Raw genomic sequence first — 15512 nt, forward strand, 5'->3', positions numbered from 1 at the left:
AGACTTCCTTCTGCACAGTACGCAGTTGTAAACCCCTGCCCTGTAGGAGGAATCGTCCGTGGAGTTGTCGCGCCGGAATCTCGGGAAGTTGGCTGTTGCGACTGGTGCTACCGCTGCGGTGGGTACCGGTGCCGGCTATCTGATCGGGCGGCCTGCTGATGCTGCCGCGACCTGGAAGACGACCGGGACCGCGGTGTCGGCGTTGGCCGGTTTCGACACCCAGATGAAGGCGTTCATGCAGGCGCGCGGAGTGACGGCCGGGCAGGTCGCCGTCACGTACAAGGGGCGCCTGGTGCTTGCCCGCGGCTACAGTACGTCGACCGCGCTGACCGTGCAGCCGACCTCGCTGTTCCGGATCGCGAGCCTGTCCAAGTCGTTCACCGCGGCCGCGATCGTGAAGCTCGTGCAGGACGGCAAGCTCAGCCTGTCCACGCCGGTCGCGAACATCCTCGACATCACGCCGGCGAGCGGGCTGACCCGCGACGCGCGCTGGTCGACGATCACGTTGTGGAAGCTGCTGCAGCACCTCGGCGGGTGGGACCGGGACGTGTCCGGTGACCCGAACTTCAAGGACGCGGTCATCTCGCGCACCCTCGGCGTACCGCTGGAGCTGCAGCACGCGGACGTGATCAAGTACATGGCCGGGCAGAAGCTCGACGTCGACCCGGGCACGAAGTACGCGTACTCGAACTTCGGGTACCTGCTGGCCGGCCGCGTGATCGAGAAGGTCAGCGGCCTGAGCTACGAGAGCTACGTGAAGCAGAAGCTGCTGGCCCCGTTGAAGATCAAGCGGATGTCGCTCGGCTACTCGATCGCGAAGCACAGCGGCGAGACGTCGTACGAGTCGCAGTACTCCGGACCGACCGTGCTCGACATGACCGGCAAGACCGTGGCCGCGCCGTACGGCTCGTTCAGCATGCGGATCCAGGACGCGAACGGCGGCTGGATCGCGAGCGCGCCGGACCTGGTGCGCTGGGCAAGGATGTTCGACGCACCGTCGAGCGTGCTGAACAGCACGTCGCTCGGCCATGTGTGGGCGAAACCGTCCACCGGTGTGAACGCCGACGGCTGGTACTACGGTCTCGGTTGGCAGATCCGCCCGGTCACCGGCGGCACGGGTCGCAACACGTGGCACACGGGCAGCATGCCCGGCACGTACACGCTGCTCGTCCGCACGTCCGGCGGGCTGAGCTGGGCCGCGCTCTTCAACCGTCGCGACGACGCCAGCGGCAAGTCGTACGGCGATATCGACGCGGCCATGTGGACCGCCGCCAACGGCGTGAAGTCCTGGCCCACCCACGACCTCTTCCCCCAGTACTTCAGCTGATCAGAACATCAGCGCGCGGAAGTGCGGCGTGCTGATCTGGGTTTCGCCGGCCATGTCGGTGAGTACGTCGCGCAGGGTGTCGACTGCTTCGTCGCCGAGGCGTTTGCGGAGCCGCCGCTCGTAGGCCTGGTGGAACTTCCGGGCGGCGGCGAGGGCGCCCTTGCCGCGCTCGGTGAGGTGCAGCAGGCGGGCGCGCGCGTCGGTCGGGTCGGGGCGGCGTTCGACGTACCCGCGGCGCTCCATGTCGTCGACGATCTGGCTGGCGCCCTGCTTGGTGATGTCGAGCCGCTCGGCCAGGCCGGTGATCGTGGTCGGGCCGTCGTGCAGCGTCCGGAAGACGAAGCCGTCCGACCGGCCCTGGTCGTCGTACCCCTGGGCGGCCACCTGCTCGCGGAGCTCGCGGACGAACTCCTGCTCGGCGAGGAGCAGGAGGATTCCGATATCAGGCTTGCCCGAACGCGTCATACCCGTCATGATAGTCAAGCTGACTTGGTCAAGTCAGCTTGACTAAATGAATGGGGGAACACATGCACGTCATTCACGAGGCCGAGGCGCCGCGGTTCCAGCTTCCGGGTGTCGAGTTCACCGTGTTCGCCGCGCCGAGTCTCGGGTCGGCGGGGCTGTGCGCGTGGCGGCTCACCGTCGACGTGGGGCACGGCGGCGACGCGCCGCACACGCTCGACCGCGACGAGATCTTCACGGTGCTGAGCGGCTCGGTGCAGTTCGGCCCGGACGGCGACAAGCTCGGTCCTGGCGACTCCGTCGTGGTCCCTGCGGGTGAGCCGATCTCGCTGACCAATCTCGGCGAGGACAAGGCGGAGCTGATCGTCATCATCACGGCCGGCTTCACCGGCTACATGGCCGACGGCACCACGGTCCAGCCGCCCTGGTCCAAGTAGCCGTCAGCAGCGCCGGATCGGGACGGTGTACGTCGTCTTGCTCGCTGTGGCGACGTAGTAGTCGGTGACCCAGCTGCCGTCACTCAGCCGGTCCCAGACTGCCGTAGTACCGACCTTCGAGCCGGGCGCCTGACAGGTGACCCACGCCAGCGAGCCGATCGGCAGAGTGCTCGGGTACGTCGAGTAGGCCGTACCCGGGCCGTGCCGCCGGGTCAGATTGTTGATCGTGGTCTGGAACGGGAAGCTGCAGCCGGGCAGCGGCGCGCTGTACCCGGTCTTGTTCGGGGTCCGCACGTAGTAGTCGGTCACGTAGGTGCCGTCGATCAGCTTGTCCCACACCGTGGTGGTACCGATCTTCGGTCCGAAGGTCTGGCAGACGATGCGGAGCGAGGTGTTCGCCGCGATGGTCGAGCGGATCGGGTAGGCGGTCGACGGGCCGCTGTACGAGTGGACCGACGTACGGACGGTGTATCTGTAGGCAACACTCGCCACCGGTGCGTCGAAGCGGTCGCTGTCGATGTTGAGCGTCACGCCCCCGTACGTCTCGTTGTGGTCGCCCTGGTACTGCTTGCCGCGCTGCCCGACCGCCCAGAACGTATTGGGGATACCAGCCCACCCTGTGAGCAGGCTGCTGTTGTCCCAGCGTGCGATCCACAGCGCGTCCGGCCGGGCGTACGACGAGGAGTTGTACGCCGCAGCGAGGTCGAGGGCCCCTGAACTCAGGTTGGCATACACGCCGGACATGTAGCGCTGCAGGTGCAGTTCCTTCGTCCAGGCGGACAGATAGTGCAGGACGGCGGAGCGGCAGACCGCGTCGGCGCGGTTGTAGTTCTCCATGTCGTTGTAGAGCGCACTGCCAGGCAGGAGGCCTAGTGCCTTGGCCTTCGCGACCGCGTCGGTCGCGTCCCGGACGGCGTCGCGGTTCGACGAGGCTGTCGACATCTTGTACGTCCGGGTGCCACAGGGTGCTTGAAGTCCTAGATAGATCGGGACGAGCCGCCATCCCATCGCGGTGACGGACGCGACCCATGCTGGGGTCAGCTGTGGCTGGGCACACGACCGGTTGACGCCACCGAAGTAGATACCGATCGCCTTGTACGGCGAGGCCTTCCACGCGGTCATCTGAGCGAGTGTCGGCGCCGTACAGGTGTCGAACGCGAGACCGGTGAACCGCGTGGCCGTCGTACCGGCGTTGTAGGTGATCGGCGTAGTCGGCTCAGCCGCGGCGGGTAGTCCGACGAGCATGAGTGCGAGAGCCGCGACCAGGACCTTGAGTTTCAGCATGATGTCCCCCTGCTCTTAGTAGACGCCCGGCGCGGGCCCTCCGGTAGGTTGTGGCCAGTATCGAGTTTCGGGAGGGCTGTCGTGATGCCGGAGATCGTTGAGGTTGGGGAGCGGCCGTACGTCGCTCTGCGAGGCAAGGTCGCGATGGACGGGATCGGGGCGTTCGCGGACCGGATGGGCGAGGTGATCGACTGGCTCGCCGCCAAGGAGATCGCGCCGAACGACGCGCCGTTCTTCAAGTACGACGTGGTCGACATGGAGGCCGGGCTGGTGCTCGAGATCGGGTTCCCGGTCGACGACCTGCGCTCCGGCGAGGGCGAGATCGTCACCGGCGTACTGCCGGCCGGGCGCTACGCGACCGCCACCTACCACGGTCACCCCGACGGCCTGCTGGGAGCCACCGGCGATCTGCTCGCCTGGGCCGAGGAACAGGGCCTCGAATGGGACGCCGACGGCGCCCACTGGACCGCCCGCCTGGAGATCTACCGCTCCGACCCCCGCGAGGTCCCGGACATGAACGACTGGGACACCGACCTCCAGTTCAAACTGAAGGATTGAGTGCCGACAGTTCTCGCAGGCGTTGGCCGGCTCGAGCCCGAGCGGATTCGTCATGTCGCCTCGCCGCTGATCGAGCTCGGCTGTGCACTTCATGTGCTGGCCGAGCCTGCCCACCATGACCGCGTGGACTGGGCGGCTGCGCTCCCGCTGTCCGCTGAGCTCCGTGAAGAGCTGGCGCAGTGGAGCTGGACTGTGCGCGCCGTACGGGCTCGCTTCTTCGCCACCAGCGCCGCCACTGGCGTACCCACCTGGTCCGACGAGCTCTCCGCCCTCCGCGAACGCCTGCCCGAGGAGGTGGCCACGGAGCTCGTCAGGCCGTTGCGTGGTCGCCCGCTGAGCAGCCGCTCCGTCGACACGGACGCCGTACAGCACTGGGCTCGCAGCCGCGGCCGCTCCGTCGCCGAACTGGTCGAGGCCCTCCTGACAGCACCCGCTGGGCCGGTACGCCGTTTCCTCGACGTACTGGATGCCTGCTGGCACGAGTGGTTCGGTGCGCTCTGGGAGGAGTCCCGGGATTCGCTGGCTGCCCGTGGACGGCACGACCGGGACCTGGCAATCCGGGACGGTGTGGGGACCATGCTGCGCTCGCTGGACAGTGCGATCGACCTGCGGGACGCGGACAGCGTTGTTGTACAGAAGGTGCAGAGCAAGCGCATCGACATCAGCAGCCGTTCGCTGTTGCTTGTCCCGAGCAACTACATCGCACCGCACCTGTTCGTGGGTGAGGTCCCTGGAGAGCCCGTCACGATCCTCTACCCGGCCACAGGCCGCGCGGCCGCCGTACCGACCGCGCAGCAGATCCGTGCCCGTCTGGATGCGCTGGCGTCCCCCGACCGCCTGCAGGTCTGCCGCGCCGTGGCCAGCGAGCCACGCACCGCCGGCGAGATCGCTGCCCTCTGGGGCCTGCACCCGACCCAGGTCACCCGCCACCTCCGAGCCCTGACCCGAGCCGGTCTGGTCACCGCCGAACGCCAGGGCCGCTTCGTCGCCTACCGCCTGAACAACGACGCTCTCACCACCCTCGGCGCCGACCTACTGACGCTGATCATGCGCTGATGGACTGACGGAAGTCCGCAGTCCAACAGCGACGCCAGGAAACCGCTTGTTGGATGAGCAGCTGTGACCTCATCTCTTTCGCCTGCCGTACGGCGGCTGATCGCCGCGACGCTCGTCAACACTCTGGGAAACGGCGTCTATGCAGCAGTCGGGGCGCTCTACCTGACCCGCGCCGTGGGGCTGTCGGTTGGTCACGTCGGCATTGGGCTGACCATCGCCGCGATGGTCGGCTTGGTGGCGAGTACGCCGCTCGGCGTCGTCGCTGACCGGCTGGGGCCCAACCGGGCGTACGTCGGGTTCCTGTTGCTCCAGGCCATCACCATGACCGCCCTGACCCAGGTGCAGTCGTTCGGGTGGTACGTCGCTGTAGCGGCGGTGACTGCGATCGCGGACTCGGGCCAGCGTGGCGCGAAGGGGGCGCTGATCGCCGGAGTCGCACCGGCTGACCAGCGCGTGCGGACGCGGGCGATCCTCCGGGTCGTCACGAACATCGGCATGGCCGTGGGAATGGCAGCCGCTGGTGTGGTGCTCGCGATCGACCGGCGCGAGGTGTACGTCGTAGCACTACTAGCGAACGCAGCGACGTACGTGGTCACGGCCGGCTTGGTGCGGTTCGGAATGCCGGCCGTCGCGCGAGTGTCGGCCGCGGCGGGGCCGTCGGGGCTGACTGCGGTGCGGGATCGCCGGTTCCTGGTGTTCGTCGGGTTGGACGGCGTACTGAGCATGCATGGTGCGCTCGCGCAGATCGGCATTCCACTGTGGGTGGCCACTGCGACCGATGCGCCGCGGTGGATGATCTCCGTGCTGCTGGTGCTCAACTCCGCTGCGGTGATCCTGTTGCAGGTACGCATCTCGCGCGGCACAGAGCGTCTCACCGGCGCCGCCCGGGCTGGGCGACGAGCAGGAGTGCTCTTGGCGATCACCTGTCTCGTGCTGGCGCTGAGCGACGCGACATCCGGTGCGGTGACCATCGGTCTGCTGATCGCAGCGGCGCTCGCGCATGTCCTCGGCGAGATGCTGCAGTCCGCCGGCGGGTGGGGGATCAGCTTCGAGTTGGCGCCACCTGGTGCCCAGGGGCAGTACCAGGGCGCCTATGCGATGGGGCATCAGATCGGCGACCTTGTGGCACCGCTGCTCATTACGACGGTCGCCGTGTCGTGGGGCTGGCCGGGTTGGTTGCTGACGGCAGGTGTCTTCCTGGTCGCCGGGCTGTTCGTACCGGTCGTGGTGCAGGAGCCGGAGCCCGTTATGCAGCCAGCGGTCTGAGGAGGTCTCGCAGTGAGCGGGCGGCGGTGAAGCCGGCGCGGTTGGCGCCGATGGTGCTGGCTGAGGGGCCGTAGCCGACGAGTTGGATGCGCGGGTCGGCGACGGTGGCGGTGCCGTTCATGCGGATGCCGCCGGACGCCTCGCGGAGATGCAGTGGCGCGAGGTGGGCGAGGTCGGCGCGGAAGCCGGTCGCCCAGAGGATGGTGTCGACGTGCAGGCTGCTCCCGTCGGTCCACTCGACACCGTCCGGTGTGATGCGCGAGAACATCGGCAGGCGGGTGTAGACACCACGTGCCCACGCAGCCTGCTCCTGTGGTCGCAGGTGCAGGCCAGTGACGCTGACAACGCTCCGAGGCGGCAGGCCGGCGCGGACGCGTTCCTCGACACGGGCCACGACCTGGCGTCCGTACTCGGGGGTGAAGTCCTCATCGGTACGCCACTCCGGCGGTCGACGCGTCACCCAGGTCGTAGTCGCGACCTCGGAGATCTCCGCGAGCACCTGCACAGCTGACGCTCCACCACCGACAACCAGGACCTGCTGTCCAGCCAGCTCAGCAGCACCGCGGTAGTCGGCGGTGTGCAGCTGACGCCCCTGGAAGGTCTCGATCCCCGGGTACCACGGGATGAACGGCCGGTCCCACGTCCCGCTCGCGTTCACGATCGAGGCGGCGCGATAGAGGCCCTTGGACGTGTCCAGCTCGAACCCGTCGTCCACCGAGCGGACGCTCTCGACCGCAACAGGACGCAGTACCGGCAGGTCGAACTGCTTCTCGTAGTCCGCGAAGTACGCCGGCACGAACTCGTTGGCTCGTTCCGCGCCGGCACTGGACGGCACTGGTACACCGGGCAGGTTCGCGATCCCGTGGACGTCGTGCATCGTCAATGAGTCCCACCGGTGCTGCCAAGCGCCACCGGGCTCCGCGTTCCGATCCAGTACGACGACCTCGTCGTGCGGCGTGAACCCCATCCGCACCAGGTGGTACGCCGCGGACAGTCCCGCCTGTCCCGCTCCGATCACTGCTACTTCCAGCACACCAGGAGCAACGCCGGACCCGGTCCGGGTCTTCCCGGCTACCGTGGACGACCATGGATCTCGGCGCGATGTACGGCGTAAAGTTGGACTGGATCGTCAGCTTCGTCGCAGTCGCGCGCTACGGCGGGTTCTCCGCCGCCGCGAAGGCGGTGTACCGAGGCCAGTCCCGGATCAGCGAGCATGTCGCGGAGCTCGAACGCGCGCTCGACGTACAGCTCTTCGACCGCACGGCCCACCCGCCGCGCCTCACTCCCGAGGGCCGCGTGCTGCTCCCGCAGGCAGAGGAGATCCTGCGCCGCGTGCAGAACCTGTCCGCCGGGGGAGCCGTCCGCTTCGGCGCCTACCCGAGTGCTGCGGCGTGGCTGTTCCCGCAGGTCGTACGACGCCTCCCGGACAGCATCCGCCTGCTCCTGGTCGAAGGGCCGAGTGTGGACCTGGAGGCCGCACTGGTCCGCGGTGACATCGATCTCGCCATCCGTCCAGTGCACCCGCTCGTTGCTGACGAGTCCCTGGTCCACGAGATCCTCTGGCGCGAGCCGCTCACCGCAGTCTTTCCGGAGCACCATCCACTCGCCGCCCACGAGTCAGTCGCTCTAGGGCAGCTTGCTGAGCTGCCGCTGATCTCGATTGGGGAGAGCGACGGTCCGCGACAGTTCGAATCGCACCTGGCATTCGCCTCGAAGGGACTCAGCCCCGAGTCCGCCTTCCGCACGAACCAGCCGCAGACCCTGCTGTCACTGGTCCGCCACGGTCTCGGTGTCGGCGTGACCAACGAGCTCGCGGTCAGTACCGCCAACCTGGACGGCGTCCGCCTCGTCCCCATCCACGACGCCGGCGTGGAACGTCAGGTGGCCCTGTTCACCAGGCGCGACCGCCCCGCGTCACCTGCCCTCGACGCCGTGATCGAGGCGGTCCGGAAAGTCAGCGGATGAACTGGTCCACGTAATCGGTGCCCAGGCCGTTGGCACCGTAGTGGTCCCGGCAGAGCTGGATCTTGGTGAAGGTGTCCTCGTACCCGATCTGGTTGCCCGCATCGTCGACGTAGATCATCGCGCCGGAGATGTTGAAGAACGTGATCATCTCCGTGCACTCCTCCGGGACGCGGAGCGTGTGGATCTCGCCGGGCGGTTCGTACACGAACGAGCCGGCATCGGCGACCCAGTCGTGTTCGTCGTACTGCCACTTGCCCTTGATGACGTAGCCGAAGACCGCGCTCGGATGCCGGTGCCGGGAGACGATGCCTGCCCGGGTGACCTTGAGCAGATTGCACCACTGACCGGTGACCGTGTTCAGCATCAGCGGCCGGAACCACACGTCCGGGGCCTGCGGCACCCAGAGCCGCTCGTCGTCGGGGACCGCCTGGACGGCGATCTCCGCCGGCACACCTGCGGATACCGGGATCATCGCGTTCTCCTCACATGCTCAGATAGCCGCCGTCGACGGGTACGACGGTGCCGGTGACGAAGCCTGCGTCCGGGCCGGCCAGGAACGCGATCACGCCCGCGACCTCGTCGGGCGTGCCCCACCGCGCCATCGGCGTACGGGACAGGATCCGGTCGGAGGCGACCGGGTCGGACTGCAGCGCGGCGGTGAGGTCGGTGGCGATCCAGCCGGGCGCGACCGCGTTCACCCGGATCCCGTCCGCCGCCCACGCGACCGCCAGCGACTTGGTGAGCTGCACGATCCCGCCCTTGGACGCGCTGTACGCCGGAACGAGCGGTCCACCGAAGTAGCTCAGCATGGACGCCACGTTGACGATGCAGCCCCCGCTCCCGGCGAGCAGGTCGTGCGCAGCCTCGGCCGCCCGCATGGCTCCGGTCAGGTTGATCTCGACCACGTCCCGGAACACGTCCGGCCGGTGCTCGTCACCCCTCCGGATGATCCCGGCAGCGTTGACCAGTACGTCGAGACGCTCGAGCGACCTGATCAACTCCTCCACCGAGCCGTCGTCCCGCAGATCCAGCTCGACCTGCTCAGGACCCGCGCCGAGGCCCGCCGCGACGACGCGCAGTCCGTCCGCGGCGAGCCGCCGTACCGCGGCCGCACCGATCCCGCTCGTTCCTCCGACGACCAGCGCGGTCCGTGTCATGCCGCTCAGCTTGACGGTCGCTCGTGCGTGCGGCCAGCGTCACCCGGAAGCCGGATCGGACCGATCCGCAGCGAGATATGGGTACGGGTGCTCGGGGGAGCGGTGCTGGAAGGAGAGGATGCCGGGATTGCGGATGGTGCCGGCCTCGATCTCGATCGCCCGGCTGATGGTCGGGTCGGCGTGCCAGGCGGCGGGACCTTCGAGCACGGTGCGGATGAACGGCAGCAGGGCCTCGCTGATCTCCCAGGTCGCCGAGTTCCACAGGTACGACGGGCTGTGGTCGACGCCGTAGTACGTGATGTTGTCGCCGACCACGAACGTCGGGTCGTCGAACCCGGTCGGTCGCGCCCAGCTGAACCCCATGCCCAGGTCGCAGGAGACGTCGACGATCAGGCTGCCCGGCGCGAAGTGCGCGAGATCCTCCTCGATCAGGAACGTCAGCGGCGCATCCGGGTCCTGCAGCACACAGTTCACGATCACGTCGTGCTCGGCCAGGAACCCGGCCAGCGGCACCCGGCCATCGTCGGTCAGCGCGTGACTGCGGCGCGGATCGAGGGCGGCGCCGGGCTCGACCTCGTCCTGGTCGTACTGGACCATCCGCGCCGAGTGGATCGGTGACGCGACCGCGGCCACGTCACGGCCGGTGAGTACGTCGACGTCGTGGATGCCGTGCGCGTTCAGCGCGGTGACGGCTCCTCGGGCGGTCGCGCCGAACCCGATCACCACCGCCCGCAACCGGCGCCCGTAGTCGCCTGTCGAGCCGATCAGCTCGAGCGCCTGCAGTACGGAGCAGTACCCGGCGAGCTCGTTGTTCTTGTGGAAGACGTGCAGACTGAACCGGCCGTCGGAGGTCCAGTGGTTCATCGCCTCGAACGCGATCAGCGTGAGTCGGCGGTCGATCGCGAGCTGGGTGACCTCGTCGTCCTGGACGCAGTGCGGCCAGCCCCAGAGTGTCTGCCCGTCCCGCAGCCCGGCGAGATCCTCGGGCTGCGGCTTGGGCAGCACCACGACATCGGCGACGGCGATCAGTTCGTCCCGGCCGACGACGCCGGCGACCGATTTCGCCAGGTCCTCGTCGGAGATCCCGAACTGCTCGCCGTACCCGGTCTCGAGGAAGATGTGCTGGCGCAGATCCTCGTCGATCCGCTCGAAATGGTGCGGATGAATCGGTAGCCGATGCTCGTTCTCCTTGCGGGAACGACCGACGACACCGAGCGTTAACTGGTCCACGTGGGCCCCTTTGGTTACTCCCCGTTGTAGCACAGGGGGCTTGCGGAGCGGTTCAGTCTGCGCTGGTATCGACGCGGTGGTAGCGTCGGCCGGCCTTGCCGCCGAGCACTGCCGCGACCAGCGTGATCAGCGCGGCGGCGCCCACCGCGATCAGACCGCCCAAGGTCAGTGTCTGGTCCGCGATCGGCACCGACGGCAGTTTCATCCGGTCCAGTACGTCGTACTGCGAACCTGCCGTCGCCGCGAGCAAGGTGACGATCGCGGTCACGACGATCCCGATCAGCCAGACACCGAGCCCGTGCAGGGCGCCTGCGGAGCCGGCCAGCCGTCCGGCGACGTATCCGCCGTGGTAGTACGCGAACCCCAGGATCAGGAGCAGGAGCGCACCGGAGACGATCCCGATGGTGCCGGCCGTGTTCGCGCTGTTCATGGCGTCGTACCAGTCGAAGGTGCCCGAATAGTCGACCGCTGCCGCGATCGCGCCGGCGATCCCGGTCAGCAGTGCGGTCAGCCCCATCGCGACCAGCCAGCCGTAGAACGTCCCGCCGCCACCTGTAGGGCGCCTGTGTACCCGGTCCCGGACCCGGACCCGGACCGGAGCGGCGCTCCGCTCCTCCTCGTACAGCTCGGACGGGCCGAGCCGGTCGACGCGTGTGTCTTCCTGATGCTGCTGCTGGGTCATGTCAGCTTCTCCTCATCGGACAAGCCCCGTGTACCTCCCCGGTACCCGGCCAGAAACCGACAGACCGTTTACTCAGAGCAACTGGTCGATGCGGTCGTGGTAGCGCCTGCCGGATTTGCCGCCGAGGATCGCGGCCAGGAGCGTCAGGACCAGCAAGGTGGCCGCTGCTGCGATGCTGCCGAGCAGGAGGGTGTTGTCGGCGAGCGCCACGTTCGGCCGGTTGATCTCGTCGACCAGGCCGTACTGGCTGTCCAGCACCCAACCGGCACCGCCGGCGAGCGCTCCGACGAGCAGAGCGATCATCCAGACGCCGAAGCCCTGCCGTCCGCCGTCGAAGCGTGCGAGCCGGCCGGCGACGTACCCGCCGATGTAGAACGCCAGCGTCAGCATGAAGATCGTGACACCTGCCGCGGTGAGCGAGGCCGCGCCGGGCTGCGCCTTCGCGTCGCTGGTGGTGTAGTCCAGGATCTCGGCGGTGCCGAGCGCGGCGGCGGACACGGCGGCCATCAGCAGCACCGACATCGAGATCGCGATCAGCCACCCGAAGAACGCCGCACCGAACTTGAACCCGCGGTACGACAGCAGGTCCGGATCGAGGTCCTGCTCGGCCGCCGCCGGAGGCGTCCGCAGCGGCTGGTCCGGGATCGAAATCGTGCTCATCGCCCGGCTCGCGGCCGCGCGCGCCTCCTCGTACTTCTGCGTGCTGGCGTCGCCGGCGGGCGTGGTGATCGTGGCGGTGTCGCCGGGGTACTGCTGACTCATCTCCGCTGGCTCCTCAGGTCGGCTTCGGGGCGGTCCCTACCCGTCCGCACTGCGCCTGACACGGCCGGAGTGCTGAATTTAACCGACTCCTGGGGTGGCTTCACTCACCGTCGCCGGGTATCGGCGTGGAGTGAACACCAGCGAGCCGGCCGGCCGGGGCACAGTACGGGTCTGTGACGAGCCGACCAGGAGCAGGCACCGCATGTCAACCGTTTGAGGATCCAGTTCCGCCAGTGTTGTCACAGTGATCGACTCCTCCGGCCCGCCCACGTCGCGTCCGACCACGACCGGCGTACCGGGGGAGCGGTGCTCCAGGAGCAGGTCCCGGGTCGCCTCGACCTGCCAGGTCCGGGACCTGGAGGCGGGGTTGTAGATCGCTATCGCCAGGTCTGCCTGCGCTGCCGCGGTCAGGCGCTGGGCGATCACGTCCCACGGCTTGAGCCGGTCCGATAGCGACAACACGCAGTAGTCGTGTCCGAGCGGCGCACCGACCCGGCTGGCGACCGCCTGTGCGGCCGTCATGCCAGGCAGCACCCGTACGACGATGTCGGCGTACTCCGGCTCCGCCGCGATCTCTGTGACCGCACTGGCCATGGCGAACACCCCTGGGTCACCGGACGAGACCACAACCACCGTGGAGCCCTTACGAGCCAGATCGAGGGCGAACGCGGCCCGCTCCGACTCAACGCGGTTGTCCGAGCCGTGCTTGCGCTGACGGGCCCGGTCCGGCAAGCGGTCGACGTACGTCGTGTAGCCGATCACGTCGTCCGCACTGGCGATCGCGGCGCGCACCTCCGGCGTCATCCACTCCGGGCCGGCCGGACCGAGGCCGACGACGGTGACTGAGCCTTCGGTGGCGGTCTTGGTCACGGGTGCGGCGAAGGTGTTGTTGATGGGGCTCGGGAGGAGGGCGAGGGAGAAGTACGGGACCTCGTCCGGGTCGACCTCGTTGAGCGGTGCTGTGCGCTGAGCGTCGGTTGTCGCGCGTTCGACGTACCAGGCCTCGTCGGCGCGACCTGCGAGCTCGAAGGCTTCGCGGACTCCGGCGAACGTGCGGCCGAGCTTCATCACGGCGGCTGCGTCGGTCGAGCGGAGGCGGTCCGCCAGTACGTCGGGTGGCAAGGTGCCGGGCAGGACGGTGAGGATCTCGTCGCGCTCGCAGAGCGGGCGGCCGAGTACGGCGGCTGCGGCGCTCACAGAGGTGACGCCAGGGACCACCTCGCACGGGTAGCGGTCCGCGAGGCGCTTGTGCATGTGCATGTACGAGCCGTAGAACAGCGGATCGCCCTCCGCGAGGACGATCACGTCCCGGCCCGCGTCGAGATGCGCGGCGAGCCGGGCGGCGCAGTCGGCGTAGAAGTCGTCCATCGCGCCCTGGTACCCGCCCGGATGGTCGGTCGTCTCCGTGGTGAGCGGGTAGACGAGGTGCTCCTCGAGCTGCCCGGGCGTCAGGTACGGCGCGGCGACCGACCGCGCGATGCTCCGCCCGTGCCGCGCACTGTGGAACGCGATCACGTCCGCAGCCCCGATCAACCGAGCCGCCTTCACCGTCACCAGCTCAGGATCCCCAGGCCCGAGCCCGACCCCCCACAACCGCCCGGTCACTCTGCCTCACTCGCAATCGCGTTGATGGCGGCAGCGGTGATCGCGCTGCCACCCCGGCGTCCTCGGACGACGAAGTACTCCAGTCCGAGCTCGTTCGCCGCCAGCGCTTCCTTGGACTCTGCCGCGCCGATGAACCCGACCGGAATGCCCAGCACCGCTGCCGGACGCGGACCGCCGCCCGCGATCACCTCCAGCAAGCGGAACAGTGTGGTCGGCGCGTTTCCGATAGCAACAACTGCGCCTTCCAGATGATCCAGCCAGAGGTCGACGGCCGCTGCACTCCTGGTGGTTTCCAGTTGCTGCGCCAGCTCGACCGTGCGCGGGTCCTGCAACGTGCAGATCACCTCGTTGTCGGCCGGGAGCCGTCGCCGGGTGATGCCGGCCGCGACCATCTGCGCGTCGCACAGGATCGGTGCACCGTTCTGGAGCGCGGCGCGGGCGTTCTTCACCACGTTCGGCGACCAGGCGAGGTCGGCGACCAGGTCGGTCATCCCGCACGCGTGAATCATCCGTACGGCGACCTGTGCCACGTCGGCCGGCAGCCCGTCGAGCGCCGCCTCGGCCCGGATCGTCGCGAACGACCGCCGGTAGATCTCCGCGCCGTCCCGCTCGTACTCGTAACTCACACCCGTTCCCCGTCCACCAGATAACCGTTGCCTATCGCAAGAACATCGACGAACCCGGCGCCCGGCTTCCCGCACCGCCGCTCACAACCCGACCAGTGCACCCGCCGCCCAGGCCCAACCACTCGCGCCAACTCACCTAGCATCCTGGTCGCGTCTGCGCGCACATCGGCCAGTGCCTTCGCACATCCGGGCTGGCCTGCGCAAGCCGTGACACCTTCCCAGACGGAATCGGGCGTGGTCACCAGTCCGACCTCTTCCAGGCCGGTGCTACCCGCCGGCACCACAACAGAGCGCCACGGCGTGACCCGAACCTCATCGCCAACCCGCACCAACGCGGCAGCCTGCTCCTGCGTCAAACTTCCCAGCGGAACCGTGACAACCAGCGCCGTCCCATGCACACCAGCAACGACCCGCTCCGTCTCAGCCGGCAGCATCTCAGTCGCCCGCAGCCCAAGCCGCTCCAGGACCAGCTCCTCACCACGAGCGACCTCAGCGATCCGCCACTCCTGGTCGCGCACCGCCAGGAACGCCTCCGCCGCAGCCAGCATCAGCTCCGGCACCATGTCCCACTGAACCCGCACACCGCGGGTCCCGAGGCTCAGCAAGGCAGTCCGCTCGTCCAGGGTTCGCACAGCAACATCTGGTGCTAGTTCGGCCAGGTCCCCGCGTCCATCGTCCAGCGCGAACAGGAACCGTCCCGGCAGGTCAGCCAACGCAGGGCGGTCGCACAGCGCCCGATCCAGCGCAGTGGCCACAGGAAGTACGTCGTACCTCGACTGTTGGTCCAGACCGGAGAGCGGTGACGCCAGGATGTTGCGGACGCGTTCATGTGCGATCGACGGCAGCAGACCGGCCGTAAAGAGGCGGTCCGACAGGTCCTGCGGCCCGTCGGCCTGCAGTCCGCGGAGTTGTACGTTGCCCCGCGACGTGAGCTCCAGTCGCCCGTCACCCAGTTCAGCGGCAGCAAGACGGAGTACGTCAAGCTGCGTCGTCGTCAGCCGTCCACCGGGGACCCGTACGCGTGCGAGACCGCCGTCTGCCGCTTGGTGCACTGCCAGCACACCAGGGCATCGATCGACTTCAGTCCTCGCCACA

General features: G+C 68.4%; 17 protein-coding genes. 6 read left to right on the plus strand and 11 right to left on the minus strand.

The window, feature by feature from the left end; genetic code table 11:
- The first annotated feature begins 58 nt into the window (after positions 1–58).
- Positions 59–1327 carry a serine hydrolase domain-containing protein gene (locus tag EV649_RS31265; protein WP_206751594.1) on the plus strand — a complete coding sequence of 423 codons (1269 nt, stop codon included), beginning with the start codon at positions 59–61 and terminating at the stop codon, positions 1325–1327.
- On the opposite strand, the gene EV649_RS31270 is transcribed toward EV649_RS31265, so the two are convergent.
- Entirely contained in the window at positions 1328–1792 is a 465-nt protein-coding gene (locus EV649_RS31270; RefSeq protein ID WP_130387256.1) for a MarR family transcriptional regulator, read from the minus strand.
- A gap of 62 nt (positions 1793–1854) precedes the next feature.
- Between EV649_RS31270 and EV649_RS31275 the strand changes: the two genes are divergently transcribed.
- On the plus strand, positions 1855–2226 hold the full coding sequence (locus tag EV649_RS31275; protein ID WP_157996356.1) for a cupin domain-containing protein: 372 nt from the start codon (positions 1855–1857) through the stop codon (positions 2224–2226).
- A gap of 3 nt (positions 2227–2229) precedes the next feature.
- Here EV649_RS31275 and EV649_RS31280 read toward each other — a convergent pair whose 3' ends face one another.
- Positions 2230–3510, minus strand: a complete 1281-nt coding sequence (locus tag EV649_RS31280) for a glycoside hydrolase domain-containing protein (RefSeq protein ID WP_130387258.1) — start codon at positions 3508–3510, stop codon at positions 2230–2232.
- 84 nt (positions 3511–3594) lie between these two features.
- Here EV649_RS31280 and EV649_RS31285 point away from each other — a divergent pair, with 84 nt between their 5' ends.
- From EV649_RS31285 to EV649_RS31295, 3 genes are all read left to right on the plus strand, one after another.
- Positions 3595–4068: a GyrI-like domain-containing protein gene (locus EV649_RS31285; RefSeq protein ID WP_130387259.1), complete on the plus strand. Its 474-nt coding sequence runs from the start codon at positions 3595–3597 to the stop codon at positions 4066–4068.
- Positions 4069–5124: a DUF5937 family protein gene (locus EV649_RS31290; RefSeq protein WP_130387260.1), complete on the plus strand. Its 1056-nt coding sequence runs from the start codon at positions 4069–4071 to the stop codon at positions 5122–5124.
- 63 nt (positions 5125–5187) lie between these two features.
- Positions 5188–6390 (plus strand): MFS transporter, encoded by a 1203-nt coding sequence (locus EV649_RS31295; RefSeq protein ID WP_130387261.1) that lies wholly within the window; start codon positions 5188–5190, stop codon positions 6388–6390.
- Here the strand turns inward: EV649_RS31295 and EV649_RS31300 are convergent.
- Positions 6371–7423 (minus strand): FAD-dependent oxidoreductase, encoded by a 1053-nt coding sequence (locus tag EV649_RS31300; protein WP_130387262.1) that lies wholly within the window; start codon positions 7421–7423, stop codon positions 6371–6373. The two genes, EV649_RS31295 and EV649_RS31300, sit on opposite strands and share 20 nt — an antisense overlap.
- A gap of 53 nt (positions 7424–7476) precedes the next feature.
- Between EV649_RS31300 and EV649_RS31305 the strand changes: the two genes are divergently transcribed.
- Positions 7477–8355 carry a LysR family transcriptional regulator gene (locus EV649_RS31305; protein ID WP_130387263.1) on the plus strand — a complete coding sequence of 293 codons (879 nt, stop codon included), beginning with the start codon at positions 7477–7479 and terminating at the stop codon, positions 8353–8355.
- Here the strand turns inward: EV649_RS31305 and EV649_RS31310 are convergent.
- The 8 genes from EV649_RS31310 to EV649_RS42075 all read right to left on the minus strand — a co-directional run bounded on the left by EV649_RS31310 (position 8345) and on the right by EV649_RS42075 (position 15511).
- A complete protein-coding gene (locus EV649_RS31310; RefSeq protein ID WP_130387264.1) occupies positions 8345–8827 on the minus strand; it encodes a 2,4'-dihydroxyacetophenone dioxygenase family protein in 483 nt (160 codons plus the stop codon). The two genes, EV649_RS31305 and EV649_RS31310, sit on opposite strands and share 11 nt — an antisense overlap.
- Positions 8828–8837: 10 nt before the next feature.
- Positions 8838–9512: an SDR family oxidoreductase gene (locus tag EV649_RS31315; protein WP_130387265.1), complete on the minus strand. Its 675-nt coding sequence runs from the start codon at positions 9510–9512 to the stop codon at positions 8838–8840.
- A gap of 39 nt (positions 9513–9551) precedes the next feature.
- Positions 9552–10742 carry a N(5)-(carboxyethyl)ornithine synthase gene (locus EV649_RS31320; protein ID WP_130387266.1) on the minus strand — a complete coding sequence of 397 codons (1191 nt, stop codon included), beginning with the start codon at positions 10740–10742 and terminating at the stop codon, positions 9552–9554.
- A gap of 52 nt (positions 10743–10794) precedes the next feature.
- Entirely contained in the window at positions 10795–11424 is a 630-nt protein-coding gene (locus EV649_RS31325) for a hypothetical protein (RefSeq protein WP_130387267.1), read from the minus strand.
- 72 nt (positions 11425–11496) lie between these two features.
- Complete coding sequence (locus EV649_RS31330) at positions 11497–12186, minus strand: hypothetical protein (RefSeq protein ID WP_130387268.1); 690 nt, start codon at positions 12184–12186, stop codon at positions 11497–11499.
- Between the two features lie 78 nt (positions 12187–12264).
- Positions 12265–13791 (minus strand): precorrin-2 C(20)-methyltransferase, encoded by a 1527-nt coding sequence (locus tag EV649_RS31335; protein WP_130387269.1) that lies wholly within the window; start codon positions 13789–13791, stop codon positions 12265–12267.
- Positions 13788–14417 (minus strand): precorrin-8X methylmutase, encoded by a 630-nt coding sequence (locus EV649_RS31340; protein WP_130387270.1) that lies wholly within the window; start codon positions 14415–14417, stop codon positions 13788–13790. The genes EV649_RS31335 and EV649_RS31340 overlap by 4 nt, the downstream gene beginning before the upstream one ends.
- Entirely contained in the window at positions 14414–15511 is a 1098-nt protein-coding gene (locus EV649_RS42075; RefSeq protein ID WP_277875718.1) for a precorrin-3B synthase, read from the minus strand. Before EV649_RS42075 ends, EV649_RS31340 begins: the two co-directional genes overlap by 4 nt.
- Between the last annotated feature and the right edge of the window lies 1 nt (position 15512).

It is taken from the genome of Kribbella sp. VKM Ac-2569 (assembly GCF_004216905.1).
GTDB lineage: Bacteria > Actinomycetota > Actinomycetes > Propionibacteriales > Kribbellaceae > Kribbella.

Bases quoted from the DNA above. Each gene is read 5' to 3' on its own strand.
- EV649_RS31330 (WP_130387268.1), bottom strand. From the start codon at position 12,186: ATGAGTCAGCAGTACCCCGGCGACACCGCCACGATCACCACGCCCGCC.
- EV649_RS31270 (WP_130387256.1), bottom strand. From the start codon at position 1,792: ATGACGCGTTCGGGCAAGCCTGATATCGGAATCCTCCTGCTCCTCGCC.
- EV649_RS31325 (WP_130387267.1), bottom strand. From the start codon at position 11,424: ATGACCCAGCAGCAGCATCAGGAAGACACACGCGTCGACCGGCTCGGC.
- EV649_RS31285 (WP_130387259.1), top strand. From the start codon at position 3,595: ATGCCGGAGATCGTTGAGGTTGGGGAGCGGCCGTACGTCGCTCTGCGA.
- EV649_RS31310 (WP_130387264.1), bottom strand. From the start codon at position 8,827: ATGATCCCGGTATCCGCAGGTGTGCCGGCGGAGATCGCCGTCCAGGCG.
- EV649_RS31315 (WP_130387265.1), bottom strand. From the start codon at position 9,512: ATGACACGGACCGCGCTGGTCGTCGGAGGAACGAGCGGGATCGGTGCG.
- EV649_RS31280 (WP_130387258.1), bottom strand. From the start codon at position 3,510: ATGCTGAAACTCAAGGTCCTGGTCGCGGCTCTCGCACTCATGCTCGTC.
- EV649_RS31275 (WP_157996356.1), top strand. From the start codon at position 1,855: ATGCACGTCATTCACGAGGCCGAGGCGCCGCGGTTCCAGCTTCCGGGT.
- EV649_RS31305 (WP_130387263.1), top strand. From the start codon at position 7,477: ATGGATCTCGGCGCGATGTACGGCGTAAAGTTGGACTGGATCGTCAGC.